26 protein-coding genes, 3 tRNA genes and 1 other RNA gene are annotated in these 25,886 nt (G+C 55.5%); 19 read left to right on the plus strand and 11 right to left on the minus strand.

Features of this window, described 5'->3' with window-relative positions:
* Positions 1 to 44: 44 nt before the first annotated feature.
* Complete coding sequence (locus ACZ47H_RS06470; RefSeq protein ID WP_464932873.1) at positions 45 to 1,184, minus strand: tRNA sulfurtransferase; 1,140 nt, start codon at positions 1,182 to 1,184, stop codon at positions 45 to 47.
* Positions 1,185 to 1,272: 88 nt separating this feature from the next.
* Here ACZ47H_RS06470 and ACZ47H_RS06475 point away from each other — a divergent pair, with 88 nt between their 5' ends.
* From ACZ47H_RS06475 to ACZ47H_RS06485, 3 genes are all read left to right on the plus strand, one after another.
* Complete coding sequence (locus tag ACZ47H_RS06475; RefSeq protein ID WP_464932874.1) at positions 1,273 to 1,722, plus strand: hypothetical protein; 450 nt, start codon at positions 1,273 to 1,275, stop codon at positions 1,720 to 1,722.
* Positions 1,723 to 1,747: 25 nt separating this feature from the next.
* On the plus strand, positions 1,748 to 2,632 hold the full coding sequence (locus ACZ47H_RS06480; protein ID WP_464932875.1) for a hypothetical protein: 885 nt from the start codon (positions 1,748 to 1,750) through the stop codon (positions 2,630 to 2,632).
* Between the two features lie 63 nt (positions 2,633 to 2,695).
* Entirely contained in the window at positions 2,696 to 3,787 is a 1,092-nt protein-coding gene (locus ACZ47H_RS06485; RefSeq protein WP_464932876.1) for a hypothetical protein, read from the plus strand.
* Here the strand turns inward: ACZ47H_RS06485 and ACZ47H_RS06490 are convergent.
* Positions 3,771 to 4,040: a PolB1-binding protein PBP2 family protein gene (locus ACZ47H_RS06490; RefSeq protein ID WP_464932877.1), complete on the minus strand. Its 270-nt coding sequence runs from the start codon at positions 4,038 to 4,040 to the stop codon at positions 3,771 to 3,773. The genes ACZ47H_RS06485 and ACZ47H_RS06490 overlap by 17 nt on opposite strands.
* Before the next feature lie 70 nt (positions 4,041 to 4,110).
* On the opposite strand from ACZ47H_RS06490, the gene ACZ47H_RS06495 reads away from it, so the two are divergent.
* Together ACZ47H_RS06495 and ACZ47H_RS06500 are read left to right on the plus strand one after the other, a co-directional pair.
* The gene (locus ACZ47H_RS06495) at positions 4,111 to 4,992 is read left to right on the plus strand and encodes a class I SAM-dependent methyltransferase (RefSeq protein ID WP_464932879.1); all 882 of its coding nucleotides are present in this window, start codon (positions 4,111 to 4,113) and stop codon (positions 4,990 to 4,992) included.
* Positions 4,967 to 5,575, plus strand: a complete 609-nt coding sequence (locus ACZ47H_RS06500; RefSeq protein ID WP_464932880.1) for a tRNA-wybutosine modification methyltransferase TYW3 — start codon at positions 4,967 to 4,969, stop codon at positions 5,573 to 5,575. The genes ACZ47H_RS06495 and ACZ47H_RS06500 overlap by 26 nt, the downstream gene beginning before the upstream one ends.
* On the opposite strand, the gene ACZ47H_RS06505 is transcribed toward ACZ47H_RS06500, so the two are convergent.
* Positions 5,550 to 6,569: a hypothetical protein gene (locus ACZ47H_RS06505; protein ID WP_464932881.1), complete on the minus strand. Its 1,020-nt coding sequence runs from the start codon at positions 6,567 to 6,569 to the stop codon at positions 5,550 to 5,552. The genes ACZ47H_RS06500 and ACZ47H_RS06505 overlap by 26 nt on opposite strands.
* Before the next feature lie 142 nt (positions 6,570 to 6,711).
* On the opposite strand from ACZ47H_RS06505, the gene ACZ47H_RS06510 reads away from it, so the two are divergent.
* Complete coding sequence (locus tag ACZ47H_RS06510; protein WP_464932882.1) at positions 6,712 to 7,815, plus strand: MmgE/PrpD family protein; 1,104 nt, start codon at positions 6,712 to 6,714, stop codon at positions 7,813 to 7,815.
* Complete coding sequence (locus ACZ47H_RS06515) at positions 7,706 to 8,086, plus strand: hypothetical protein (RefSeq protein WP_464932883.1); 381 nt, start codon at positions 7,706 to 7,708, stop codon at positions 8,084 to 8,086. Before ACZ47H_RS06510 ends, ACZ47H_RS06515 begins: the two co-directional genes overlap by 110 nt.
* Positions 8,087 to 8,094: 8 nt before the next feature.
* Here ACZ47H_RS06515 and ACZ47H_RS06520 read toward each other — a convergent pair whose 3' ends face one another.
* Positions 8,095 to 9,318 carry a hypothetical protein gene (locus ACZ47H_RS06520; protein ID WP_464932884.1) on the minus strand — a complete coding sequence of 408 codons (1,224 nt, stop codon included), beginning with the start codon at positions 9,316 to 9,318 and terminating at the stop codon, positions 8,095 to 8,097.
* A gap of 87 nt (positions 9,319 to 9,405) precedes the next feature.
* Between ACZ47H_RS06520 and ACZ47H_RS06525 the strand changes: the two genes are divergently transcribed.
* Complete coding sequence (locus ACZ47H_RS06525; RefSeq protein WP_464932885.1) at positions 9,406 to 9,813, plus strand: DUF120 domain-containing protein; 408 nt, start codon at positions 9,406 to 9,408, stop codon at positions 9,811 to 9,813.
* Positions 9,814 to 9,932: 119 nt separating this feature from the next.
* Here the strand turns inward: ACZ47H_RS06525 and ACZ47H_RS06530 are convergent, their stop codons facing one another.
* On the minus strand, positions 9,933 to 11,318 hold the full coding sequence (locus ACZ47H_RS06530; protein WP_464932886.1) for an FAD-dependent oxidoreductase: 1,386 nt from the start codon (positions 11,316 to 11,318) through the stop codon (positions 9,933 to 9,935).
* A 124-nt stretch (positions 11,319 to 11,442) separates the two neighbouring features.
* Here ACZ47H_RS06530 and ACZ47H_RS06535 point away from each other — a divergent pair, with 124 nt between their 5' ends.
* Complete coding sequence (locus ACZ47H_RS06535; RefSeq protein ID WP_464932887.1) at positions 11,443 to 12,669, plus strand: amidohydrolase family protein; 1,227 nt, start codon at positions 11,443 to 11,445, stop codon at positions 12,667 to 12,669.
* Here the strand turns inward: ACZ47H_RS06535 and ACZ47H_RS06540 are convergent.
* Complete coding sequence (locus ACZ47H_RS06540; RefSeq protein WP_464932888.1) at positions 12,598 to 12,927, minus strand: hypothetical protein; 330 nt, start codon at positions 12,925 to 12,927, stop codon at positions 12,598 to 12,600. The genes ACZ47H_RS06535 and ACZ47H_RS06540 overlap by 72 nt on opposite strands.
* Before the next feature lie 91 nt (positions 12,928 to 13,018).
* Between ACZ47H_RS06540 and ACZ47H_RS06545 the strand changes: the two genes are divergently transcribed.
* The gene (locus ACZ47H_RS06545) at positions 13,019 to 13,849 is read left to right on the plus strand and encodes a hypothetical protein (RefSeq protein ID WP_464932889.1); all 831 of its coding nucleotides are present in this window, start codon (positions 13,019 to 13,021) and stop codon (positions 13,847 to 13,849) included.
* A gap of 140 nt (positions 13,850 to 13,989) precedes the next feature.
* Here ACZ47H_RS06545 and ACZ47H_RS06550 read toward each other — a convergent pair whose 3' ends face one another.
* Positions 13,990 to 14,757: a rhomboid family intramembrane serine protease gene (locus ACZ47H_RS06550; RefSeq protein ID WP_464932890.1), complete on the minus strand. Its 768-nt coding sequence runs from the start codon at positions 14,755 to 14,757 to the stop codon at positions 13,990 to 13,992.
* A 104-nt stretch (positions 14,758 to 14,861) separates the two neighbouring features.
* On the opposite strand from ACZ47H_RS06550, the gene cyoE reads away from it, so the two are divergent.
* Both cyoE and ACZ47H_RS06560 read left to right on the plus strand, forming a co-directional pair.
* The gene (gene cyoE, locus ACZ47H_RS06555) at positions 14,862 to 15,734 is read left to right on the plus strand and encodes a heme o synthase (protein ID WP_464932891.1); all 873 of its coding nucleotides are present in this window, start codon (positions 14,862 to 14,864) and stop codon (positions 15,732 to 15,734) included.
* Between the two features lie 16 nt (positions 15,735 to 15,750).
* Entirely contained in the window at positions 15,751 to 16,509 is a 759-nt protein-coding gene (locus ACZ47H_RS06560; protein ID WP_464932892.1) for a hypothetical protein, read from the plus strand.
* On the opposite strand, the gene moaA is transcribed toward ACZ47H_RS06560, so the two are convergent.
* Entirely contained in the window at positions 16,439 to 17,521 is a 1,083-nt protein-coding gene (gene moaA, locus ACZ47H_RS06565; protein WP_464932893.1) for a GTP 3',8-cyclase MoaA, read from the minus strand. The genes ACZ47H_RS06560 and moaA overlap by 71 nt on opposite strands.
* Before the next feature lie 30 nt (positions 17,522 to 17,551).
* Positions 17,552 to 17,870, minus strand: an RNA gene (gene rnpB / locus ACZ47H_RS06570) — RNase P RNA component.
* A gap of 219 nt (positions 17,871 to 18,089) precedes the next feature.
* Here rnpB and ACZ47H_RS06575 point away from each other — a divergent pair.
* Positions 18,090 to 20,315 (plus strand): alpha-amylase family protein, encoded by a 2,226-nt coding sequence (locus ACZ47H_RS06575; protein ID WP_464933966.1) that lies wholly within the window; start codon positions 18,090 to 18,092, stop codon positions 20,313 to 20,315.
* Here the strand turns inward: ACZ47H_RS06575 and ACZ47H_RS06580 are convergent.
* Entirely contained in the window at positions 20,312 to 21,688 is a 1,377-nt protein-coding gene (locus ACZ47H_RS06580) for a dihydrolipoyl dehydrogenase family protein (RefSeq protein WP_464932894.1), read from the minus strand. The genes ACZ47H_RS06575 and ACZ47H_RS06580 overlap by 4 nt on opposite strands.
* Before the next feature lie 62 nt (positions 21,689 to 21,750).
* Positions 21,751 to 21,828: transfer RNA gene (locus tag ACZ47H_RS06585), tRNA-Val, on the minus strand.
* 178 nt (positions 21,829 to 22,006) lie between these two features.
* On the opposite strand from ACZ47H_RS06585, the gene ACZ47H_RS06590 reads away from it, so the two are divergent.
* The 6 genes from ACZ47H_RS06590 (at position 22,007) to ACZ47H_RS06615 (ending at position 25,871) form a co-directional block, all read left to right on the plus strand.
* The gene (locus ACZ47H_RS06590; RefSeq protein ID WP_464932895.1) at positions 22,007 to 23,089 is read left to right on the plus strand and encodes a prenyltransferase; all 1,083 of its coding nucleotides are present in this window, start codon (positions 22,007 to 22,009) and stop codon (positions 23,087 to 23,089) included.
* 53 nt (positions 23,090 to 23,142) lie between these two features.
* Positions 23,143 to 23,218, plus strand: a tRNA-Ala gene (locus ACZ47H_RS06595).
* A 74-nt stretch (positions 23,219 to 23,292) separates the two neighbouring features.
* A complete protein-coding gene (locus ACZ47H_RS06600; RefSeq protein ID WP_464932896.1) occupies positions 23,293 to 23,688 on the plus strand; it encodes a CBS domain-containing protein in 396 nt (131 codons plus the stop codon).
* A gap of 13 nt (positions 23,689 to 23,701) precedes the next feature.
* The gene (gene pyrH, locus ACZ47H_RS06605; RefSeq protein WP_464932897.1) at positions 23,702 to 24,382 is read left to right on the plus strand and encodes a UMP kinase; all 681 of its coding nucleotides are present in this window, start codon (positions 23,702 to 23,704) and stop codon (positions 24,380 to 24,382) included.
* A gap of 56 nt (positions 24,383 to 24,438) precedes the next feature.
* A tRNA-Val gene (locus ACZ47H_RS06610) sits at positions 24,439 to 24,516 on the plus strand.
* A 227-nt stretch (positions 24,517 to 24,743) separates the two neighbouring features.
* Positions 24,744 to 25,871: a saccharopine dehydrogenase family protein gene (locus ACZ47H_RS06615; RefSeq protein WP_464932898.1), complete on the plus strand. Its 1,128-nt coding sequence runs from the start codon at positions 24,744 to 24,746 to the stop codon at positions 25,869 to 25,871.
* The last annotated feature ends 15 nt before the right edge of the window (positions 25,872 to 25,886 follow it).

Here is a 25,886-nt window from a genome sequence, read left to right on the forward strand (position 1 = left end):
CTCCACATCCCCGGGCTGATAAGGGTTCGGGCGTGAACACGCGCTCATCCGCCCAGTCTCAATACCCTCACCTCAACCCTATAACTCCCGCGGGCCTTCGCTAGCTCCTCCTCAAACACCCTGGGATCCCCTCGGGGAGTGGGATCGATTCCTATCCTGCAGGCCTCGATCTGCCTGCTAACTATATCGTAGAGGCCGATCCTCCGTACAAGCTCCATGACCTCATCCTTATCCATACCGGAGACTGGGCGGATGACTGGGAGCCTCAGCCGGGAGCCGATCAGCCTCATATTCCGGATAGTCTGGGTTGCAACCTGGCCTATACTATCCCCGGTAACGAGGGCCTCATAGCCGTTCTCCAGGGCTATCCTCTCAGCCTCCTCCACCATAAGCCTCCTCATGACTAGAACCCTATACTTGGGCTTCACGAGCGAGCTAACACTCCTCGCGGCGTCGCGGAAGTCAACAATGTATAGGTTGAGCCTCCTCCCATAGACCCATAATCTAGCCAGCTCCGAGGCGGCCCTATACATGTTCTCCCTCGCCTCCTCGACTCCAACATCGAAGTATACAAGGTCCGCGGGGGACCCTCTCCTCATAACAAGCCAGGCGGCGGCCGTAGAGTCGAAGCCCCCGCTGAAAAGGACTAGCGAGGGCTCCTCGCTCCCAAGCGGGAGCCCGCCGGGACCCTGGATCACTTCGTCGTAGAGGTATGCCTTGTCCCCCCTCACCTCGACGTAAGCGATGTACTCGGGAGTATGGAGGTTCACCCTCCCCGCTCCAAGCTCGAGGAGCCTAGCACCGAGCAGCTTCTCAACGTCTAGGCTGGTGAAGTCATGGGATCCAGTCCTGCGCGCCGTAACCCTGAACTCCCTCCCCCTAACCCTTTGAGCGAAGTAGCTTGCCGCCTTCTCAACTAGTTCTTCCAGGCTCTGGAAAACCACTACCTTCGCGGGGGATGCTGATTTTACACCGAATACTCGTGAAGCCGCCTCAGCAGCACTCCTAGCATCGCTGGGTTCCAGTATGAAGATCCTCCCCGGCTCCCTTTTAACCTGGCCAGAGACACCATGCCTCTCAAGGGCCTCCATTATATGGGTTGCAAGCAGCTTCTCGAGCCTCGGCCTGGTATGCCTCCCCTTCACAGCTATCTCCGCATACCTTACTATAACCGCCTCATCCAAGCCCGACTACCCTCACCCCTCGAATAAGTTGCCAGCGGGGATTCATTAACCTGCCCACCCCCACCGCTGGTGTCGTGGAGGATGAGGTTTGAAGAGGGTCTCCTTCAAGTGGGGGGAGGGATACCTGATAGTCTACGAGGAGAGAGGCGACTTGATGGTTGAGGCCGCCAACTCCAGGATAGCCTTCTCTCCGAGAGAGATCAGGATCGAGGGACTATACGAAGGTATGAGGGAATACGTGGAAGGAGGCCGGGGCGAGTGGAAGATCGTATACATAGACCTAGCATTCCCCCTCCAGGGAGTTGAGAGGCCAAGGGATGTGGCGTTCTCTGGCAAAGTAGACACATACGTAGGCTCCTACGGGCTAAGCTATACCAGTCTAGAGGGGGTAGGCAGCTACCTGACAGTGTATCCTCCCCCAGGCTCACTCTACGATCACGGCGTGGTCTATGATGATGGTATCGCTTTAAGGATGCTGTCTAGGAGAAAGGTCTACGTGATGGCCGAGGATAATACTAGGAAAATCATACTACTGTAAGGGTGGAGGGGGAGGGTCCCTCCCATTGCCCCTAGACCTCTCAGTAGACGAGGATGCTGTTAAGAGCCTTGCAATCCTAGCCAGATCCATATCCTTGGAGGGGCTCCCGGATCGCCAACCCAGCCTGCCGGCATCGACCACTAGGGAGGAGGCGGCCGCATACCTTATCCTCCTCTACGCTGTGGATTATGGGCTGGAGGCCGATGATAGGAGGCGTCTCTCAGCCGCGCTGTGGGATCTAGTAGTGGAGGGAGGGGGAAGGCCCGGCGAGCTAGCTGGAATAAATGGAGCAAGGCTCTCCACCATAGCTGGGAGGAGCGGCGTTAGGCTTCCAGACCCGGAGCTTAGAGCTATGCTCCTCCGAGACATCGCCATTAAGGTTAGGGAACTCTACTCGGGCTCCTACTATGCTATAGTGGTAGAGTCTCACGGAATGCTCCGCCACAAGAACGGGGGCTTCCTTGACAGGATACAGGACTTCCAAGCCTACCGCACCCCCGCCCTCTCGAAGGCTTACAGGCTAGCCTCCCGCATGTACCGTTTAGGCATCCTCCCAGCCCATGACCTCTGGAATGCAGGGGTCTCAGTAGATTCAGCCCTCATGGGCCTCGCTGTAAGGTATGGGCTTGTAGGTGTTGACGTGGATCTATTGGAGAGAATCGCTGCAGGGATCCCCTTGGATCCGTGGACCGATAGGGTGCTGAGAGAGTATGTATACGCCGCCTACAGGATGGTCTCCTTGGAGGCCGGGCTCGACCCCTTCACGCTTGACGAGGCACTAAGGGTAATCTATGAGAGGTACTGCAGGTATGATCTTGTAAAGCTTGATGAGAAGCCTTGCGCCGGCCGCTGGACGCCTATGCTATGGGTTAGGGACCCCCACCCGCCTAGGGGTTCATGGTGGGATTAATTTCAGGGAAAGCATGTTTATCCACGGATATCATGGTGTTTAAGAAGGGGGAGTTGAAGGGTAATGGTGACGGGAAGGCTCGAGGTAGTGGAGGAGGTCCAGGGCCGCGGTGTGCCCGCCTGGGGGTATGCCCTGGGAGGGCCTAAGGTTGGCTCCGGCCCTGGGGCTTCCTCTAAGGGTGCACTGTGGCTTAACCTGCCTGTCGCTGGGCAGCGCGTGGAGAGGCTACTTCTCTCTATAGGCGTCTTCACCGATAGGGAGACCAGGCCTCCTATATCATGGAAGCTCGTGGTTGACGGGGTATCTGTTTCCAGGGAGCTGAGGCCCCAGTTCATGGTTGAGACGGATGACGGGTACTATATGAAGGCAATCTATGATGTAAAGCCAGTCCTGGCGGGGAGGGTTGTGAGGCAGGAGAGCCATAAGATACTTGTGTTCAGGGACGCAGTCCACCCGATAAGGATCGCCGACGCCCTCCTATACGCTAGGTTCGAGAACGAGAAGGCCAGGTACTCTGTCTCCTATTATACTGGAGCAGTCGCCATGGAGCCGGGGGACCATTACAAGGTCGACGCTAACCTTGGGAGGGGGTTCGGTGGTAAGAGGACTGCGGGAGTACTAGTTCACTCACCATACCACGACTCCGCGTTCGAGCTGGTAGCTGGCGGGTCGAAGCCTGAGAGGGCGGTAGGGCAGGGGGCACACTACATTGAGGCGTCGTTCAGCTACACGGGGTCGCCTGTCCCAGTCTACCTCAAATACATTGATCCAGGCTTCAAATTCTATCCCAGAATAGCGGTCCTCACCGAGGTTATCGCAGCAGAGATCCTAGCTCCCGCCCCTGAGCCCCGACTATACATAGAGAGCGTGGAGGCTGAAGGGTCGAAGATTACTGTTAGAGGGGTGGTGGAGAACGTGGGGGATGATGTGCTTGATTCAACAATGCTAGTAGTCCTAGCACTGGGGGCGAGGCTTGCGAGGAAAACTCTCCCCCCAGTGGAGCCTGGAGGGAAGGCTGAGTTCACCCTAGAATTCGACGTGTCGAGGCTACCGATAAGGCCTTCGAGAGCTAGCATAAGGTTGATCTGGAGGAGGCTGGGGGAAACGAGGCTCGTCTCGAGTGAGGTCGAGATCCCCGCTAACGGCCCCTCCTGAAAATATACTCTCTCAGAGGCTTAGCTAGATTATAGCAATCGTGCCCCCTCTCGAGGAGACCCATCTCGATCAAGGCTTCGATCTTCTCCTTGGGATCCTTGACCCCTATCCGCTCCAGCTCCTTCAACGCTCTAAGGTCTCCAACTGAGATGTTCTTGTAGAAATATTGGAAGACCGTTGCCAGCTCCTTCGGCAGCTTTCTAGCCTTATCAAGCAGCTCCCCCGCCTGAGCCATGACCTCGTCGACGCCCACCGTAGAACACCCCAGTTACCTTTTATCGGGCCCCGCTGGTATATCCGGCCATTATAGGGATGCGTTAGCGGTGGCTAATAGGCTGTTGCGCCGCATAGCGGAGGAGGTGCTGGGGGGAGAGAAGGCTAGGCTAGTATGGTCTAGGATTGATATTATCGGAGATATAGCCGTCATTAAGAGGCCCTTTACTGGAGGGGTTGACCTAGAGGATCTCAAGCGCGTCGCAGCGGAGCTAGTCAGGAGGCTCCCCTATATTAAGAGCGTGTGGCTAGCGTACTCTCCCGTCGAGGGACCCTATAAGACTAGGGAGTTCATCCACCTAGCAGGCGAGCCTAGAAGCGAGACTGTATACGTCGAGCACGGGTGCCGGTTTAGGGTCGATATCCGCCGGGTGTTCATAACGCCCCGCCTGAACTACGAGCACATCAGGATCGCTCGGCTCGTGGAGCCAGGAGAGGTTGTGGTGAACATGTTCGCGGGCGCAGGGTTATTCTCGATCATAGCCGCATGCAAGTCGAGGCCCCGCACAGTCTACAGTATCGATGTCAACCCCGACGCCTACAGGTTCATGGTAGAGAATGTAAGGCTCAACAGGGTAGAGGATGTAGTAGTCCCTATACTAGGGGATGCGGCGAGGGTGGTGGAGGAGAGGCTTGTAAGAGTCGCTGATAGGGTATTGATGCCCCTCCCCGAGCTCGCTCTAGAGTACCTACCATACGCTGTAAAGGCCCTTAGGGGGAGAGGCACTGTACACGTATACCTACACGTCCACTATCCTAGAGGGACCGATCCGCTTAAGACCTCCGAGCGGCTTGTCGGGGAAGCGCTGAAAGCTCTAGGAGTGAGGTATAAGGTGGTGGGGTCTAGGAGAGTCCGACCCGTCGGCCCCAGGACCCTGCAGACTGTAGTAGACGTGGTGGTAGAGAGTGTCAAGGAGGAAGCCTTGGGCTAGAGTGAAGGAGGATTCAGTAAACTCGATACTCGTTGAACGGGACATCGGCTACCTAGATGTGGGCATCGCCCCCATACTAGAGTCCCTGAACTCCCTTAAGGGCGTTGCCACCACGAGCAGCTGTATAGGGAGGGTCGCCCTCGTAGAGGGACCCTTCCACTGGGGTAGAGACGAAGATTCCAGAATAGCCTATAAGACGCATTCAAGGATAACCCCGGAAGCAATACTCAGGGTAATGTCCAGGGGTTTCACCGACCTCTGGCTTAAAGCAACAGGCCCAATCCTCCATGCAAGGACTAGCAGCCTGGACTGTGCACTCCACCTGCTAGGCAAGGCTAGGGAGAGCGGGTTCAAGCACAGCGGGGTCATCTCGCATGGGGGTCCCGGCGGCAGCGTCGTGGAGATCATGAGCGCCAGTCAATTGTCGGCTCCACTCATAGTTGGCGGGGTGGTGGTGGTCAGGATGGGTAGGGATTACCTAGAAGCCCTAGCGGGGAGGGCTAACGCCACCGTCGAGGAGGGTAGGAGGAGGCTTAGGCTACTCGTGGACTCTCTCCTCACCGACCCCGGCCCCTGCGGATAATGGACCAGTAGATGGCGAGGGGGCCCCTGCCGTGGCACTCTCTACACAGGTTCTTCTCCAGTAAGACCTTGCAGGTGTAGGGCTTGTACTTTCTCCCCACGTCCAGTATTGCCTCGGCTAGGATTGTCGCAACGCTCCTGGGGCGGAAGCCTATAGAGTATAGGGTCTCCTCAACATACTCTCTCGGGGCGTTAGTGTTTGCTAGGAAAGTTGCAATCGTATAGAACTCCTCGGGAGTAATAGATGCCTGGACCCTAGCTCTCTCCAGGATCTCCCCTATGCAGCCCGGGATTCTGTCTGGGTCGAACTCCCCCAGCACTCCCCACTCGAGCCTGGAGGCCATCCTACGCCCAAGCTCTGATAGCCTCGGTAGCTCTAGCTCGGCATAATCTTCCGCCAGATCCTCTACGTGCAGCATCACCCGGGCGGCTAGGAGCTCTTTGAATGTGGGAGCATCCATGTAGACTCTGCCCCCGAGAAGTAGGGAGTTGACCAGCCTCCAGTAGGGGTCCTCAAGCCTGCTGGCTACTTGGAGGTAATCGCTCACCGGCATGGAGTAGTGGAGCATTCGCGGCAGCACTCCCCTCCTCTCACTATACAGCCAGTTTATAGTGAGGGGGGACTCTTGCGAATAGGAGGCTCTTAAGCCCAGCCTTTTTGCTAGAGTTATTAATCCCTCAGCAGTCTCCCCATCGAGCAGCATCCTAGCCCTCTCAGCCTCGAACTTGGAGAGCCTCCTGAGGAGGCGGAGGCTCCCTGACTTAGCAGCTGCTGCTAGGGCGGCGTGGAATGAGAGCACTTCCTCCCAGGCAGTCCTTCCAATGCTTTCATTGGACCGATTCTTTTCCTGAGTGAGGGCCTGATCGAGCCTCTTCTCCGCGAGCTCTAGTGCCTCATCGGACTCGAGAAGCTCCTCCACGGGCCCGTGGTAGTCCTCCTTCCTAGCGTAGTCTTCGAGGCGTACGGTGAAGGGGTATTTAGCATGCCATAGCAACTCTCACATGCCTCCAGGGTTTCATAAAGACTCTATTGGAGGGTTAATGGTTGTATTGATCTACGTAGCTAGGATAATTTATGGGAAGGCATAGTAACGTTATATTCCGTTAAAAGGGCTATTGTCTATTGGTGATCTTAACTTGAAGACCATTGCTAGGAGGATCGCTGAGTGGGCGTCCTCGCTCTCCTACGACCAGCTCCCCGCCGAAGTCGTCGAGGAGGTTAAGAAGAGGTTCATTGACAGCCTCGGAGTCGCTATTGGAGCCTACAGGGAGGAGCCGGTCAGTATAGCTAGGAGCGTGGCCAGGGGGACTGCGGGCTCGCGTATAAGGGCAACCCTATGGGGTACGAGGAGCTTCGCAGCCGCCGACCACGCGGACTTCGCTAATGGATGCGCAACCAGGTACTTCGACTTCAACGACACCTACCTATCCAAGGAGGCCCTCCACCCCAGCGACTCTATACCCGCCGTTATCGCAGCCGCCGAGATAGCGGATGCACCGGCCGAGAGAGTAATCGAGGGGATAGTAGCCGCCTACGAGGTTATAGGAGCGCTTGCAGACGCGTACAGTGTAAGGTCTAGGGGGCTCGACCACACAGTCTACATTAACATAGGAAGCGCTGTGGGGGCCGGGAAAGTACTAGGGCTAGACGCCGACAAGCTCGAGCAGGCGGTGAATATTGCGACTAACACGAGCCTCGCCCTAAGGCAGACCAGGGCTGGAGAGCTCTCCATGTGGAAGGGGTGCGCCGCGGCCCACGCATCGAGAAACGGCCTGTTCTCCGCCCTGCTAGCATGGAAGGGTATGACTGGCCCCTCACCCGTATTCGAGGGAGAGTTCGGCTTCTTCAACGTAGCCTTATGTGGAGATAAGTTCGAGCTGCCAGAGCTTGGGAAGCATCAGTACAGGATAATGAGGACCAGCATCAAATACTGGCCGGTAGAGTACCACTCTATGTCAGCGGTTGAAGCGGCTCTTAGAATAGTTGACAAGGTTGGCAGGATCGACCCCGACCAGGTGGAGGAGGTCAGGATCGACACGTTCACGGTGAGCTACAAGATCATAGTAAAGGACCCGGAGAAGTGGGATCCGAAGACAAGGGAGACCGCGGACCACAGCCTCCCATACATAGTTGCTGCGAGCCCTCATAGACGGGAAGGTTTGGCTGGATACCTTCAAGCCCGAACGGTACCTGGCAGACGATGTAAGGAAGCTTATGGGGAAGATGAAGGTCGAGGTTGACCCTAAGGCAGACGAGATCTACCCAGAAGGCATACTCAACAGGATCACAGTAAAGTTCAAGGACGGCAAGACGATCACTGAGGAGAGCATCTACCCGCCAGGCCACTTCAAGAACCCGCTAGACAGGGGAGGGGTCGAGGAGAAGTTCCTCCGCCTAGTCACAAGGTACGTTGACGAGGAGAGGGCGAAGGAGTTCCTACTCCGCGCATGGAATCTCGAGAAGATAGAGGATATCGGGGGCCTAATCAGGCTACTGGCTATAGAGGAGTAGCAGATAGGCTATCTCCTTCTCTTGGAAACAATTCTTTTTCTCTGAACCCCTACTACATAGTATCCTCCAGCAACGCCTAGTATTACACCCACTAAGAATACTGCAACCGCCAATGCGCCTTCTCTCTGCAGCCTGCTGTTGAGTCTATCGATTTGATAGTCTCTAACCTTCACCTCGTTCTTCCAGTATGACTCGCAGCCCTGGTACTCGGAGAGCTTCTTTGTGAGGTTCTCGTTCTCCTCGGTCAGGTTCGTCAGCCTCTCTCGGATCACATTTATGGTCCTATTCAGCTGGCTGAGGAGGTCTTTAGAGTATATCACTGCCCTGAAGTCGTCGGCGGCGCCGGGGTATGCTGCCTTAACCGGCTCCTCGAGTCCCGAGGCTAGGATTGAGAAGGGATCGTACTTGGCTAGAACCAGTCTTACTCCTGCTAGGAGGGGTGCTCCGCCGGGGTAGGCCGCGGTTAACAGTATGTAGCCCTCGGTGGAATTGTATGGGTTCTTCTCGAGCTGGCTTGGGTAGAGTCCTCCCGCCTCGGCGGGGCTCTGGTAGCCTGGCAGGTTGGAGTATCCCGCTATGAAGCTTAGGGTTGTCTCGTTCGGACCTGTGAGGCCTAGGAGTGCTATCGAGTCTAGTCCTAGGCCTGTGGAGGTTAGTGAGACGTTCATAACCTGAGATAATAGGGTTTCACCAGAGTAATATGATACTGCTTGCACCCATCTCCCGGATATGTTCTCGCTAACCGGGACTGCTAGATAGTACATTGTAGGCCCCTGGGGGGCGGTGAGTACGACGTCAATGTACGGCTTTAGGCTGCCAGTTATGAGCCTTAGGGTAAGTGTTCCATTGCTAACCTGCCCGGTTAGGTCTACCTCTACGAGGTCCTGGGATCTCTGGATTACCTGGTGGTTTGTCCAGTTAACTCTATAGACTTCACCATTCTGGACGTAGATGACGTCTAGGGCTGGCAGGCTTGCCGGGTTGACCTCCAGCGGGGGGTTCGTGTCCTTGAGCGAGTATATTGCGGTAACAGTGTGGGAGGTCTTGCCTACAATTATCTCGTAGTAGGTAGTGTTAATTATGATGGTCTGGTTAGTCTCATTAATGTAAAGGTACGGGTTGGGAATCGTCTCTACCTGCACAGGGTTGGAGCCCTGAGCCATCGATACCGGCGCGTTCGCAACCAGCCCCGCAAGCACCAGTATTGTTAGGAGAGCCGCACCCTTCTTCAACATCTACACCGGGGAGTGAATGGGAGTTCTATCTGGTTTATTATTGTTTAGAAGAGCCACTCCACTAGTAGTGGTGGAGTAGGCGTCTTGGAGGAGTGTAGGAGGCCTTTCAGGGCGGTAGTGTTCAGCGGTCTAGGCGAGGGCGAGTTCTATGTAAGCATCTATAGCCGGGGGTTCCGGCTGAAGCTAGGCATTACACCCTATCCTGGAACATTGAACGCGAGGCTAGTCGAGGATGATGTAAGGGACTTCAACGACTGCCTTAGCAGGATTAGGGGGGTGCGCGTAGATCCTCCGCCGATCCCAGGGGCTAAGCTGGCTCCAGTGATCGCTTACAAGGCTAGTGTCAGCGGCTATCCCGCCTGGATCGTGAGGCCAATGATAACGGTGTATAAGAGAGATGTAGTGGAGCTAATAGCCGATGTTAGGCTACGGGACCTCCTCGGCCTAAGCGATGGATCCACTATAGAGATCTACCTCGATGATCCCCGGTGATGAGAGGGGAGTGGGGGCCGCGGGGAACCTCCCATTCATCCACCCCAGCTTGGGTCGTCGTGGGAGGGCGGGGCCGCGGCCACCGGTTAAGAGAGTATATAGCTTTGGGATCCTCCTAATTACTGCTTCCTCGGCTTCTCCCCCAGCGTTCTCATGAGCAGCCTCGCCGCGACTATCAGGGCGTCCCAGACCGGTGCTAGTGGGGGAGCGTATCCTATGTCGGATGCGAAGAGGTCCCACACTGTGCCGCCTGTGGTGAGCAGTGATGCTATAACGTTGATCCTCCACAGGATCGTATCGCTCTTTCCAACAGCCTGCGCTCCAAGGAGTTTTCCTGTATCCGCGTCTGCTACCACCTTAAGGGTTAGAGGGGCTGAACCGGGCATGTAGTGTGCCTTAGTCCTAGCGTTTAGCTTGGCTTCTATGGCATTATAGCCTAGCTTCTCGGCCTCAGCCTTTGAGAGGCCCGTCCTCGCCACTACCATGTTGAAGGTCTTGAAGGTGCTGGTGCCAACGCTTCCCGGGAAGATCGCCTCCCTCCCAGCTATATTGCTCCCGGCCACGTATCCCTGCTTGTTAGCGATGGGGGCGAATGGCCTCCACACCATCCTGCCTGTTACCAGGTCCTTGTGCTCCACTGCGTCGCCTACAGCATATACATAGTCTACACTGGTCCTCATGTGCTCCTCGGTCCATATAGCTCCGGTCTCACCGATCCTTAGCCCCATCTCCTTTGCGAGGTCCACGTTGGGCTCTATACCGACACCGACTATGAAGAGGTCCCCCTCTATCTCACCCTTATCAGTGACTATAGCGGTGGCCTTCCCATTGCTTATCTTAAACTCCTTAACAGGGGTCCCCGTGTATACCTCCACCCCATTGGTCTTCAGCTCCTCTTCAACCTGCTCTGCTAGGTCGGGGTCCAGGGTTCTCGGGGCCACGTGGTCGAGGGCCTCAACCACCGTTACCTTCAAGCCTAGGCCGCTCAGGGTGTCTGCAAGCTCTAGGCCCACGTATCCGGCTCCTACTACTACGGCCCTGGATCCAGTCTTCAGCTTGAGAGCGTAGTCCCGTATCTCCCTAGCCGAGTCTAGGTGCTTTATGTAGAAGACGTTCTCAGCCTCGTTTATCTCGGGCCAGATCTTGGGTGCTTTGCTCCTCGCCCCGGTCGCGAGGAGTAGATAGTCGAACTCGATCTTCCCCTCCTCCCCGGTCTTAAGGTTCCTATAGTATACCGTCTTAGAGTCTAGGTCTACTCCTGTGACCTCAGTGTAGAGGCGGAGGTCGATCCCCCTCTTCTTAATAAATTCTTCGGGGGGATAGTAGAGGAGATCATCGAGCCTCTTGACGATGCAGCCCACATGGTAGGGTATCCCGCAGAGAGCGAAGCTTACCCATCCGGTCCTCTCGAAGACTACGACGTCGAGGGACTTGTTGAGCCTTTTAGCTCTAGAGGCAGCAGCCATCCCAGCGGCTCCGCCGCCGATAACTACTAGTCTAGCCATGGAATCACCATGTAGTAGTAGTGGGGTACGGGTTTATTGTATTTATTCAATACGAGTTCTTAGGGAGGGTTAATTAGCCCCGGAGATAGCGATAGGGATAACAAAAAGGGGGGTACTGTGGCGCTTGCCGCACCTGGAAGCAGGAGTTGGAGTAGTTCATGGGAGAATAGTTGAGGGCCTCAGGATCCCGTTCTACAAGGACGTATACTTCGAGACCGTCTTCATCCCGGGCTTCAGCGATACACACGCCCACCCCCAAGTCATTGACGCGGGCCTCGACAGCCAGGAATCCTATTGGAGGAACAGCTACGAGTGGCTGGACGAGCGAAGGCTCCACATTGACGAGGTAATGGTTAGGCAGGACATCGGGTTATCCGCGAGGCTCGCGGAGCTCGCGTTAAAGAGGGCTGTGCTTGAGGGTGTCACCCTGATAGCCTTCACAGGGGTGTTAGAGGCTAACCTCAAAGCCAGGCTTAGATTCCCCTCCGGTCCAAGACTGGTTCTGCTGCCCACACTCATGGATAAGAAGGGGTGGAGTACTCCAAGGGACGTCTCGCGCCTCTACGCCAAGTATAGGAAGTACATCGCTGATAGCTTGCTTAAGATCGGGGTCTTTGTCCACAGCCTTAAATGGGCTGGGCCAGAGACCTTCCGTGGAGCTGTAGAGCTGGCCTCGAAGGGCCGTATGCCGCTGGGCCTCCACCTCTCGGAGGGGGTGAGTGAGGGCGGCGAGTTCCTAGCCAGGCTCTCCCATATAGACAGGCCGCCGAGGATCGTTGCAGTTCACTGCATAGACGATGACCCTGATATCCTGGGGGTAAGGTGCTCATCGTGCCCCGCCTCCAACATGCTCCTCTACAATAGATCTAGGAGGAGCCTGAGAGGGGTTACGAGCTTCGGTAGCGACTGGCCCCACCTGGTGGGGACTGTGCCCCGCCACCTAGGCCTAATAATGAAGCTGTACCCCGGCAGGCTGGGAGAGGTTCTTCGGAGGGCGACGACCGGCGGGTACCAGGACTACGGGGTATCGCATACTGGGGATCTAGTGGCTTATGACGAGGATCTTGGAAGAGTACTCACTGGGAAGCCCATCCCCAAGCTAGTAATGGTTGCCGGAAGCGTGGTGGTAGATGAGGGCGTCCTTGTCGAGACTGGGGAGGCCCTGCATGATGTGGAGAAGGAGACCCTAGAGGTCTCGAAGTATGTAGGAGAAGTCTATGGGGATGGAACGCCGCCGCTAGTTCCGGGCCCCCAGTATGTTTGGGATATTGTTGAAGGGTTAGGGGGAGAGCCTAGAATAGACCTGTCCCGGGAATTCCTTCTCCAGCCCGCCCAGGATCAGCGATACTAGCTTCGTGATAGCCTGCGGATCGCGGCCCTCGAGAACCACTCTTACTACTGGAGCAGACAGTGTCAGGCTTCCGCCGCTCGGGAAGAATGGGGTCACTCTGACGAGCAAGTCCATGCAAGCGTGTATGGACCATGAAGGTGTCTGGACGCTCCTATCACACTCGATCTGGAGTAGCTCGCTGATGCTCTTAAGGATCCCTGGGATTAGGGTGGGGTCCCTCGACTCAAGCTCTAAACCAATACTGTGGCACGTGTTCAACCCTCGTCAGGACCTCCGCTTTCAGAGTCTGATTGCTTACTCAATTTTATGCCCTCAGCAACACCATGTGGTGTGGGGGCGTTTCGAAGAATTGCCGGAGAGGGATCTCGACAAGCTTAGGCAGACCCTACTACTCACGCTCTCGGTTCCTGTAAAGCCGGGAGCGACCCACAGGCTGAAGCTCGACGCCATGTTCGAGTCAAGGCTCTCGGAGGCAGTAGTCCTATCGAGGTACATGGAGGAGGCGTATAAGAGGGGCTCTCAGCTCGCGAGGGGCGATATAGATACTAAGGGCGTGGGTGCTGGAAGACTCTACTCGCAGGCCCTAATCGACGCATTCGAGTTCACGGGCAAGCCCCCTATACCAGGACTATTCTACTCGGGACTCATGCTCTCCATAGTAGTTGGATACTCGAGGGAGACCGGCAGGGACCCCGTCTCGGAGGCGAATAAACTAGTGAGGCTGGTCCCCTATGGTAGTAGCGTTGAGGATGCAGTAGCGCTTGTAGAGGGTCTTGAGGGGGTAAGCGCGAGCGACTACCTTCTAGCCCTCGACCGCGAGGGGATCAGTAGGAATAGTATTAGGCTCCACGCCCTATCCATCGGCGACCTCGCAGAGAAACTCGCCTCAATAGACAAGGGGTTCCTATTCAACCTTAGAGGCTACAGCCTACTAAAAGAGATCTCCAATACAATAACCTCAAGCGGGAACCTGGTGGAGGCCATACTGAGAGCCTACTATTATATCGGTGAGAGGCTTGGGGTGTTCGAGAAGCTCAGTGAAGGAGCCAGCCTAATGAGGTACTTCATGCAGCTTGACAGGGGAGAGTATAAGAAGAAGTATGATAACGACCGCCTTCTAGGAGCAGTCTTGTTCAGCGTCGGATTAGTCCACATTGCTAAAGGGCTCCCACTACCCTAGAGCCTCACGTGGATGCTCTTGAATCAAAGTCCGTTTTAACGGAGGCTACCCAGGAGCTCTGACGTATTTTGATAGAGCAACAGGGGGATCACCCAGTCCAACTTTTATATAGACCATGATAAAATATATTTTTACATTCATTAATAATTGTACCATTCAAGTTCCTCATAGTATCCCTGGGGGCTCCTCATAGTCTTCTTCTCGAATAGGGGGAGGAGGGCCATCCCTGTTAGGAAGCCTCCTATGTGGGCCCAGAACGCTACTCCCGCCTGGACGCCGGTGAACACCACGAAGAGTCCGAGTATGAGCTGGTATATGAACCAGAAGAGTATGTAGATGCTCGCTGGCAGCCGGATGGGTATTGGGAGGTAACCCCAGAAGGTGAGGACCTCGACCTCGCTCGAGGGGAAGAGGACTAAGTAGGCGCCTAGAACCCCGCTTATGGCTCCGCTCGCTCCAATGGCTGGGATTAGGTAGGGGTTTATTCCCGTAGTTAGTGCGGCGTTACCTATTAGTGAGGCTGGCATAATGATTAGGCTCATCAAGTGGAAGACTGTTGCCCCGACCCCTGATAGTAGGTAGAATAGAAGATATCTAGCTCTACCCATAGCCGCCTCCACATCGTCGCCGAAGATATAGAGGTAGAGCATGTTGCCAAATAGATGGACTAGGCCCGCGTGGAGGAACATTGAGGTAAACACTGTGTAGAGGCCTGTCCCAGCCATTAACCGGGCAGGGACCATGCCAAGCTTATACACTACCTCATCATAGGATACCGCGCCTGGGACGAGGAGGCTGGGAGCCGATACCCCTATGAAGTACACGATTATATTGAGGAGTATCAGAGTGGTGTTGACTAGGGGGAACCCTCTCCTCCCCTCAATCCCGGTGTCGCTTACTGGTAGCATATAGTAGCCTCCTCTCCCACATTATGGTCCAGGAGCTACGGTATATTTATTGGCTTTTTATAAGAGTCGCACCGCATTCTCCTCACCAAGGGAAAGAGCCTGAGATGAGAGGAGTACTGCGTAAGACGCGGTTACTGCTCGAGATGACGAAGCCAAAGCAGCTAGCCCTGTTAATGATAACAATGTATGGAGCATACTTCGCTGGAGGGGGAGGCCTAGACCCGGTCCTGCTCGGCCTCCTCACATTAACCGGGATAGGCTCAGCCGGGGGAGTGACTGCCCTAAACATGTACCTCGAAGAGGACATCGACAGCATAATGCCCCGAACCCGTGACAGGCCGCTGCCTAGTGGGGCCCTCTCCAAGAGGGAGGCCCTCTATGGCGTCTCAGCACTAATAGTACTGGGTACCCTGGCGGGGGCGGCCATCAACAAGTATGTAGCACTAGCAGCGCTCATCGGGCTCTATTTCGACATAATAGCGTATACAGAGCTCGCTAAGAGGAGGACCGAGTGGGCCCTGCTCTTCGGAAGCGTTGCTGGCAGCATGCCTGCTCTCGGGGGCTGGGCCGCTGCTACAGGCGGCTATAGTGTTATAGGGGTCCTCCTAGCGGGGATAGTCTATGTATGGCAGCCCCTCCACGTCGCCTTCATACACTACTATTACGAGGACCAGTACAGTGAGGCTGGTATACCGACTATACCGTTGCGACTCGGCCACAAGGCCTTCGCAGACCTGGCGCTCTTCTCCATCTCATCAACAATTATACTGATATGGGGGATCGTAGCATACCTTGGAGAGGGGTACCTGACCGCTAGTATAGCAACCCTACTAGGCGTTCAAGCGCTGCGGGCTGTTATGAGGTTTAAGGGGTCTCCTAGAAGGGAGATGGCACTCGCAATGATAAAATTTGCCAGCCCACTCGTAGGGATAATATTCATACTGCTGCCAATAGAGATGCACCTTCTAACCCTGTGATCCTGGGGTGTAGGGTTTGAGTGCTAGGCGTGAATGCCGTGCTCACTATGCTGGGTGCATAATGCTGGCGTCATCGGGGGGTGTAGCTCTAGCGTCTCTGCTCGCCGATGACGCCGCAGTCCCAGTATTGTATTCAATAGTCCTGCTGGGCCTCGGCCTTACTGTTTACAAGCTTGAGACTCTAAGGGACACGCTAGTATCTATGTTCTTGGCTGTCGCAGTTATAGCGACCTCTATTATAATGCCTAGGAGCCTCGCCGGGCTCGAGCTGGGGCTCACGCTCTCCTACGCGGGTCTCGCCTGGCTAATGGCTAGGAGCGGCTCCCTGGAGGTGGTCTTAAGCTACTGGCCCATAGTGTCAGTGCCTGCGTACGCGTATGGAGGGTTGGGGTGGATGGGTGTATTCTCATCCTCGATCATACTATTGTCTTCTGTGCTAGCCTACCTTGAAGGTGGGAGGGGCCATGCCCTAATGATAACCGCTGTCTCACCCATAGCATTGATGGTGAACCCGCTTGTCTCCCTAGCAGCTGCTGCCTCGACTCTAGCCCTCGCCGGGGTATTGGCTGGCATAGTTGAGAGGTTTGGGTGCCCCTTTACACAGGACTCTGGCCTAGTCTTCATAGGAGTGGCACTCTCAATAATAGGAGTGCTGATGGGCATCTTCACTGGGCCCTGGACGGCTTATTGGCTGATAGTGTGGCTCACCGGCTTCCTCTATATTGAAGCCGGCGCCTTAGTTCCTCAAGGAATTCACCGTAAACCCTCCTCTTAGGGATACCTAGCCTCGTAAGGCTTGGATGCCTGCTGGCGAGGCTTGTATCCCCATCCCCGATCCGGGGTAGGAAGAAGGGTCTCCTCATCATGTTAACTCTCACCAGGGCCTCGGCCGCAGCGATTATCCTCTCCTCTATGCTCCCCTTCCGGATCCCGGGTAGGAGGCTTGGCCTAGGCCCCCTCCAGTTGAGGCAGGGCCATAGATTGCCGAAGGGGCCGAGCCTAACCCTCTGGCAGCCCATGCAGAATACGGGGTTTCCGTAGGGCTTGACAACCTCCACTCTTTCACCGGAGGGTAGTATATAGACTGGCCTGTTGTGGAGGCTCCGCCTCACCACCCTCGCACCAGCCTCGAGGAGCTGCTTCTCTATCCGGGAGAGTGGATAGTAGTATTCCCGGAAGAACCTAGCCCCAAGCCCAACAGGGTGGAGCTCTATCAACTGTAGGGTTGCGTCCAGCCTATGGGCGAGGTCGAGGAGATCCCACACCTCCTTGTCATTCACATTCTTCAATACGACCATGTTTATCTTGAGTCCCAGTCCAGCGTCTATAGCGGCCTTAAGCCCCGCTATTGCCCTCTCAAGCCCATCAACTCCCGTTATGAACTTGTATACGCTGCTCCTCAGGCTGTGGATCGAAACGTTTACCCTGGACAGTCCCTGCTCTGCCAGCTTTTCCGCGAGTCTTGATAGGAGGTAGCCGTTTGTAGTCATTGATAGCTCGAGGCCTGGGGCTCCTTCCTTGAAGGCCCCGACAACATCTACTATATCCTTTCGGATCAGGGGCTCTCCCCCAGTAATCTTGACCTTCGTGACACCTACAGCTTCAGCAGCCCTGGCTATGACATAGTAGTCTTCCGGGGTTAGGAGGGGGCTTAGGGTCCCCGGCTTGACAGGGCCGCCTACATCCTCTCCCTCTATATGGCAGAATATGCATCGATAGTTGCACTCGACAGTCACAACTACTCTCAGGTTGTCGAGGGGCCTCATGTACGCGTCGTAGAGCTTCATACGTGCTTCCTCCCCGTACTATCAGGGGCCGGCTCCGGCTATAACCCGCCTTATGTACTACGGCGGCATCCGACTCAGCGGTATCCCCCCAGCCCATCGCGCGGCCCTCACCGGGCCAGGGCCTTGCTCCGCCAGGGGCGGCCGTTTCACCGCATCCCCTGGCCTCCTACGCCGGTTACCTGCCCGCCAGTCGCCTGGCGGGCCTCCAGGCTTCATATTCATAGACCAGGGGCCGTGTCGTTTCTGTGCCGTTGCCGCGGGTCTCACCCGCGCCCCTTACGGGGCCTGGCTGCCGCGGGGAGGGCGGAGTTTCCTCGGGCTATACGCCCGTGGGCCGCCAGCCGGGGCCGGCCCCCTTCTCTGTATTATGCTGGAGGGCTATTCTAGGTTTGTTTAGATCTTGCGGGGGAGCAGGGATCTCCTTAAAAAGACTGTTAAACATATTCATGGCCCTGGGCCCAATATTGTATCATGCTAAGGCTTTTATCCACTGTATAGGTGAAGAACGGCGATTGTGTGAGAGAGCGGGTACGGGCCGTGCCAGTATATCCGGGCTGGTGGTTAATTGATGTGGTGGCGTGATCGCTTCCTTAGAGTGCTACAATTCAACATAGAGGACCCCTATGGTTTCTTCGCCGACAAGATCACTGCCAAGAGCCTAGTGAGTCTTGCGAAGAAAGTGCATGCCAACGTATTGATTGTCTTCGCTAGAGACGGGTGGGGCCGAGTATTCTACGAGGGCAGCAGGCTCTACCCTCGACACCATAATAGCGCGCTCGATGTCGGGGAGCTAGTCTCCCTCGCCAGGGAGGAGGGGATCCGGGTAATAGTGATGGCCGCGCATACTGCTAACCGCTATATATACAGGCTCCATCCAAGCTGGGCTCAGAGGAACATTGATGGAGAGGTCCTAGTCCTCGAGCATTATCCTAGGGCGACGAGGATCGTGGACCCCCACTGGCCCCAGATCTGCCCCAACAGTCCAGCCCTAGACCAGTTCTTTGTGCCAGAAGTCGAGGAGGCTGTGAGGCTAACGGGTGCAGACGGCCTCCTCCTAGACAGCTTCCGCTACTTCCCCGACCCCCAGAGGGCCTGCTTCTGCCAGTACTGCAGGGCGAAGTTCAAGGCAGAGTACGGGGAGGAGCTGCCCTCCAAGATCGACATGGAGGATGAGGCATCCAGACATGCTTGGGAGTGGAGGTACAAGGTTAACCTACGAGCCATTGAGAGGATGAGGAAAGCTGTCAAGAGGGCTAACCCTGAAGCCCTATACCTCTACAACAGCCATCCCGCTGGATGGGCGGGTAGGGGTAATATTGTAGTGGCTAGGGCTAGGAATATACTTGACGGAGTCTTCGCAGAGGCGAGCGAGGTAGATGTGCGCGGTCCCGGAATGCTCTCCATTATAACAAAGCTCACCAGGGCCCTGCTAGGCGATCCGGGGAAGCCCGTTCTCGTGAGCAGGAACCTATTCTATGATCTAAGACCGGTCCAGAGCCCACCCGACCCAACGATAAAGCTAGGGGTCTGGGAGATCGTTGCGGCCGGAGGCTACCCCCAAGCCACGATCTTCTCCTCGCAGTTCTTCACAGACCCTAGGGCGGTAGATGTTGTTGCAAGCGTCTACGAGGAGCTTGAAAGGGTAGAGGATTACCTGGTGGGTAGGGAGCCGATCCGCTATATCAGTGTAATCTTCGACCCCGACACTCACGATAAACACTACTGGAACAAGCCCGAATACTACATAGGGGAGGTCGAGGGCTTCGCCCTAATGCTCATGCACAGCCATCTACCGTGGAGCATAGTCTCGACACAGGACATCGACCGCGAGGCCGACCCGGAGAAGAACCCGGTGCTCATAGCCGGAGCCACCACGATCCTCCCGGATGACGTGGAGGAGTCTCTGAGAGCCTATATCTCGGAGGGCGGCTTCCTTGTTGCAACCCACGAGTTCGGGACCATGAGGCCCGACTTCACCTACAGGGAGGCAGTAATCCTACAGGATATTCTAGGATTCAACTATGAGGGGACCCTCCGCTTCGGCTTCGCCTACATACACCTTGATACGGGAGAGGCTAGAGACTACTGGGAAGGGCTACCTCAAGCAGTACCCATAGGAGACCATAGCGTAGTCTTCGCCAGGGAGAGGGTTGAGCCCAGGCTTGGAGAGGTGGTAAGGGCTAGGATTACAACTGGGAAGCCCCTCGCCTACACCAGGATGGGGAGGAGCGCCTACGGCTACGAATACACTCTCGGAAAGAGCACCCCCGCACCCGACTCAGTACTCAGCCTCGCCGCGATAGCCTACAACACGTACGGTGAAGGGCGAACCCTCTACTACTCCTTCAGGCTGGGAGCCCACTATTCCAGGCTGGGCCTCCCAGACTACGCCCACCTCCTGCTGCGACCCCTGCTGAGGCACGCGCCAAAGCCCCCGGTAAGGCTGGAGGGCCCTGAGACCGTCCATATGGAGGCCTACAGGAAAGAGGACTCCATAATAGTACACCTCGTAAACCACACCACTAATCAGAGGATACTAAGCGCCCCCACAGGGCCGAGCAAACAGTCGCCTCCAGGCTTCGACCCAGCATACAGAGTACATCCAACCCGCACAATTATACCGGTGAGGGGCCTCACACTCATGATCGACGAGAAACTCCTTGATGGAGATGTGAGGGCGTGGAACCCCCTCAGCGGCGATGAATACGCTACCCGCCGGGAGGATGGGTGGCTGAAGGTGGAGGTCCCCGAAGTCCAAGTCCACGCTATGGTTGTGGTGGAGCCGAGAGCCTAGTTCTCCCTCACCCTAGCACTCTTCACGTGAACCATTCTCCCCACTGCAGCATTAACAGCTTCTTGGAGCGCCTCACTCATAGTCGGGTGGGGGAATACCACCTCCAACGCCCTCTCCAGGGTTACCCCTAGGCTCACAAGGGCAGTGGCGGATGCAGCAACCTCGGAGGCTGAGGGGAAAGCCATGTGCACCCCAATGATCCTCCTCGATCCCTTCTCATACACCACTTTAACGAATCCTTCGGGCACCCCGTGGATCCTGGACCTAGCCAGCGCCCCCGTAGGTATCCTAACCTCCACAGCCTTCACCCCCCTACTGGAGGCTTCATCAAGCGTATAGCCCACGCTGACAAGGTCTAAGGGCCCGTAGACGACGGAAGGCACCGCTTTTAACGGAGAGGGTCCCTCGCCGAGTATGCAGTCAGCAGTCCTAAGCGACTCGTGTATAGCCTTGTGGGCGAGCAGTGGTGGGCCAGCTAGATCCCCGGTAGCGTAGACCCCGTTAACATTAGTTCTACCGCAGTCATCAACCCTCACATAGCCTTTACCGTCAACCTCGACCCCAAGCCTCAACGCCTCCCTGTTACGGGGCCTCCTCCCAATCGCTACTAGGGCTGCGTCTGCAATGATCTCGCCTCTACCCGTCGAGATCTTCACCCCGCCGTCAATGGGGCTTATAGACTCCACGGGAGAGTCGAGGCTCACCTTAACCCCCCTCTTAGCTAGGAGCCTCCGGGCCAGGAGTCCGAAGTCCCGATCCATAACTGGGAGGAGCCTGTTAAACGCCTCTATCAGTGTGACGACGAGGCCGAACGAGGATAATATGAAACTGTACTCGACCCCAATATACCCTCCACCTATGATAGCGACGCGGCTCGCATTCGAGGAGTCCCACTCCAGTATACTCCTATTATCATGAACCCGCCTCCCATCTACCGGCGTGTTGAATGGATTGTAGGGATCGCTGCCTGTGGAGATGACTAGTGCCCTCCTCCACTCGAGCCTCTCACCATTAACGCTTACAGTATTCCTCCCAGAGACTACGCCCTCGCCATAGTATACGCTCACCCCGCTCGAGGAGAGCAGATCCTCTATGCTCTTCGACACCTCGCCAGCTATCGAGCGAGAATGCTCGAGGGCATGGTTGAGGTATTCCACAGGGTCCCTAGCAGGCTCTATCCCGAACTGCCGCATAGATGAAAGAGTATGAGCGTATTCGACTAGAGCCTTCGTGGGCACACAGCCATAGTTGGTGCACTCGCCTCCAACCCTATCAGCCTCAACCAGTGCAACCTTCAACCCCGCCCTAGCGAGCCGTATAGCGGCAGGATAACCGCCGGGGCCGCCGCCCAAGATGATTACATCGTAGCTCAACGGAGGGTCCCTCATATTCCAGAGTAAACCTGCATAGTGGATTATACTAGTTTAGAATCATATGGTGGGCCCGCGGGGATTTGAACCCCGGACCTCCGCCGTGTCAGGGCGGCGTCCTAACCAGGCTAGACGACGGGCCCTCCCCACCCTGCGGGGGAGCCTACTGCCTTGAATCACGTAATGGAGGCTGGGGGTATTTTTCCTTTAGCTTACTTTGATGGGGTTTAACCGGTACCTCTACCTGGGGGGATACGCGCGCCTGCATAGTAAAAGGTGATATACCTTTATCTCCTGGTGAAACCACTAAATGGTGGTTCCATGGCTAGCTCCCTCCGGATATTATGGTATAGTTTCAGGAAGTGCAGGGTCCCCGAGCGGGGAGAGGGATCCCCGGCGGCGCGCCTCATAGCTGCCAGCAGGCTATGCGTGCTCCCTATGACAATATACGCTGTCACTATTGGAGCCCTGCTAGCCTGGACAAGCGGGGACTTCAACCCATACCTCTACATAGCACTGCTTGTAGGGTTTTCCGGAGCGCACCTTCTAGACAACCTCATAAACGACTATTACGATTACCGGAGAGGCCTAGATGACCCCAGCTACTTCAGGGCCCTCTACGGTCCGCACCCGATCCTCGACAACATTATAAGCACGGGCTCCCTAGCAGCCTTCACAGCCGCCATCATACTATACGATGCGCTCCTCGCAGTCTATTTGAGTCTCACTAGAACCCCCCTGATAGGCCTGCTAGCAGTGGCTGGCGGTATAATTATGCTCCTATACGCGGGGTTCCCATTCGACGCTAAGAAGCTGGGTTTAGGAGAGCTCCTCGTAGCAATAGTATGGGGCCCCGTTATGGCTGGAGGGACCCTCATAGCCCTTACAGGGAGGCATACTCTCCTACAGGGGCTAGTATACGCTCCCTTCGCCATCGCCGTCTCACTGGTGCTGATCGGGAAGCACATGGACAAGTACGAGTACGATTCCGTGAAGGGTGTTGGAACCCTACCAGTTAGGCTGGGGCTGGGTGCAACTAGGATTGTTGCCTCATTCCTAGCACTAGCCCTGCCTATCGCGGGGGTCATAGCCCTCTACATGTACGAGCACAGCCCCGCAGCACTCCTCCCATTGGCATCCCTGCCACTCTACTTCTACGCGTACAGGATCCTATCCCGCGAAAAGCCTAGAGAACCCCCTAAGGGATGGGATGTGTGGCCCCTCTGGTACGTCGCAGCCGCGTACATGGTGATGGACGCTCTCGGGAGGACTACAATATGGTCCCTTCTAGCCTACGGCCTGAGCCTCCACGGACACCCCCAGGCAGCGTTAATAGCGGCAGGGCTGCTAGCTCTCCTCGAGATCCTTTCCGGGATAAAGATGCTGCGAAACGAGAGCCGGTAGTGGTTTTATAACCCTGGACGCGCAAGATCCAGATACCGGCCCCGTGGGGGGATGGGCCGGTAGCTCAGCTGGAAGAGCGCCGCCCTCGCACGGCGGAGGCCCCGGGTTCAAATCCCGGCCGGTCCACCAAGCGGTCGAGCGGCCCAAACCCCCACCTCAAAAATAATACAACCACCTCCTCTAAGCATTGAATGGTGCTTAGCATGACGTATGGGACTATAAAATATAGGGTACGCGATGTAATGACTACTAGCGTTGTAGCTGTTAAGCCTGAGTCGACTGTTTGGGAGGCCGTCGTGAAGATGGACAAGCTTGGAGTAGGCGCCATGCCCGTGATTAACGATGAGGGTAAGCTTGTAGGGATATTCACGGAGAGGGACCTCCTTAGGAGGGTTGTAGCGAAGAGGAGGGACCCCGAGACTACTAGGATCAGGGAGGTTATGACCCCCAACCCCGTCACCATAGGGCCTGATGAGCCTATTGAAACTGCTAGGAGGCTCATGGCTAAGATCAAGGCAAGACACCTCCCCGTGGTGGATGAGGAGGGGAGGCTGATCGGAATCATCTCTATAAAGGATATAGAGTATGTCGAGGCTTGAAGCGGTGTAGAGCTTGGAAGCAGTAGTGGTGAAGGTCAGCGGCTCCCTAGTATACCCGCCGAGGAAGGAGTATGTTGGCAGGCTAGTAGAGGAGATTGCCAGGATACACGAATCGGGCACCCGGGTAGCTGTGGTTGTGGGGGGAGGCCCCCTAGCCAGAGAGTATATCCGGGTGTTGAGGGAGCTGGGGGCGAACCAGTCCCTTCAAGACCTAGCCGGAATAATGTCCTCCAGGCTCAACGCCTACTTCCTATCAAGCCTCCTCTACCCCCTGAGCCCACTGAGGGTCCCCGAGAGAGTCGAGGAGGTATTAGAGATCATAGCCACGGGCAGGATCCCGGTAGCGGGGGGGTTCGAGCCGGGCCAGAGCACAAATGCGGTAGCCCTCATAATAGCCGAGGCTATAGGAGCGAGTCGAGTGTTCAACCTCCTAAACAGGGTCGAGGGAGTATACGATAGGCATCCCCAGGCTCCCGGAGCTAGGCTCCTAGACGAAATTACACTCTCTAAACTCGAAGAAATAGTCTCGTCCTACGAGCAGGAGGCCGGGAAATACGCGTTAATAGATCACATGGCGGTCGAGATAGCGAGGCGTAGCAGGATAACAATACACTTCATAGACGGCTCCGACCCGGGCAACCTCTACAAGGCATTCAGGGGGGAGAGGATAGGGACCATCGTTGTCCCAGGCTAGACTAAGGCAACCCTTATAAGATCCGAGCCCGCAAAGTCTTGTTATCGGCGGCCCGAGGGCCCGTCGTCTAGCCTGGTTAGGACGCCGCCCTTACACGGCGGAGGTCCGGGGTTCAAATCCCCGCGGGCCCACCAATACAATTGGATGAATTAAATGAATTCTAAGATCACTAAAATCCAATTCAGTGATCTATAGTAAAGTAGTTATAATTAATGTTCAAAATTTTATAGTTTATGTGTGGTTTTAGGATTTTAGGATAGTTCTCCCGATATTTCCGTGAGAACTCTTCATATTAAGCAAAAGGTATTTTACCTTAGATTTTCAATTAAATTAATTAATGGGATATTAGTGGGTGAGATGTTTGCCGGACATATTGGTTCTTGGTGGAGCTGGAGATATGGGTTCTGGTATAGTTAGATTCCTGGCAGAAGACGAACAAGTAGATAAGGTGGTAATAGGTGATATCTCTAAAGCAAGAGCACAGAGAGTAATAGAAGGTCTCGGCGATTATGGTAGTAAAGTAGAGTATCTCGAGGTAGATGCCTCGAAGAAACAGAGTCTTGTAAGGGTTATGAAGAAATATGATGTAACGGTTAATGCTATTGGCCCATTCTATTACTGGGCTGAAAGAATCGCTGAAGCAGCAATAGAGGCCGGGGTACACCTGGTGGATATATGCGACGATTACGAGGGGGCAAGACGTGTTTTGGCCCTATCAGAAGAGGCATCCAGGAGAAAAGTAACCATTATAACAGGTTTAGGATGGACGCCTGGAATAACGAACGTAATTGCAAGGTATGGTTCACAACAGCTCGAAGACACAGTTGCTATAGACATTTCTTGGGTTGGCTCCGCTGCTGACTCTAAAGGGTTCGCAGTAATAATACATGTATTCTATGCCGTGACGGGTAAAGTCCCCATGTACCTTAACGGTAGGGAGACCCTTGTCGATGCTGGAGGAGGTACGATATCGGTGGAGTTCCCCCCACCCATAGGAAAGGTTAAGGTATTCTACACAGGCCACCCGGAACCTATCACTATACCCAAATACATTAGTGTGAGGGATAGGGTAACCTTGAGAGGAGCTCTCGTTCCAGAATACCAGAACTTCCTCGCTAAGGCCTTCGCCAAGCTAGGGCTCACCAAAACACATAAAAGAAGAGTTAGGTTGGCGAAGCTAATCTACCGCATCGAATCAATATTCAGGGCGGGAGGGAAGCCCGTCAGCGCGGCTAGAGTCGATATTCTAGGGGAGCACGGCGGGTCTACTCTAAACCTATCATACGCAGTGATTGATAGAATGTATAAGTTGACAGGTCTCCCCGCAGCTATTGGCGCTACATGGCTGTCCAGGGATAGAATCAACGAATACGGGGTGTTCCCGCCGGAGGGCATTATAGAGCCAGTGGATTTCATAAGAGAGCTGGAGAATAGAGGGGTTAATGTTCTTGAGTGGAGCAAGGGCGAATGGAGGGTTTTGAAGCTCTAATGTCTTATTAAGAAA

The sequence above is a fragment of the Thermodiscus maritimus genome (assembly GCF_055382595.1).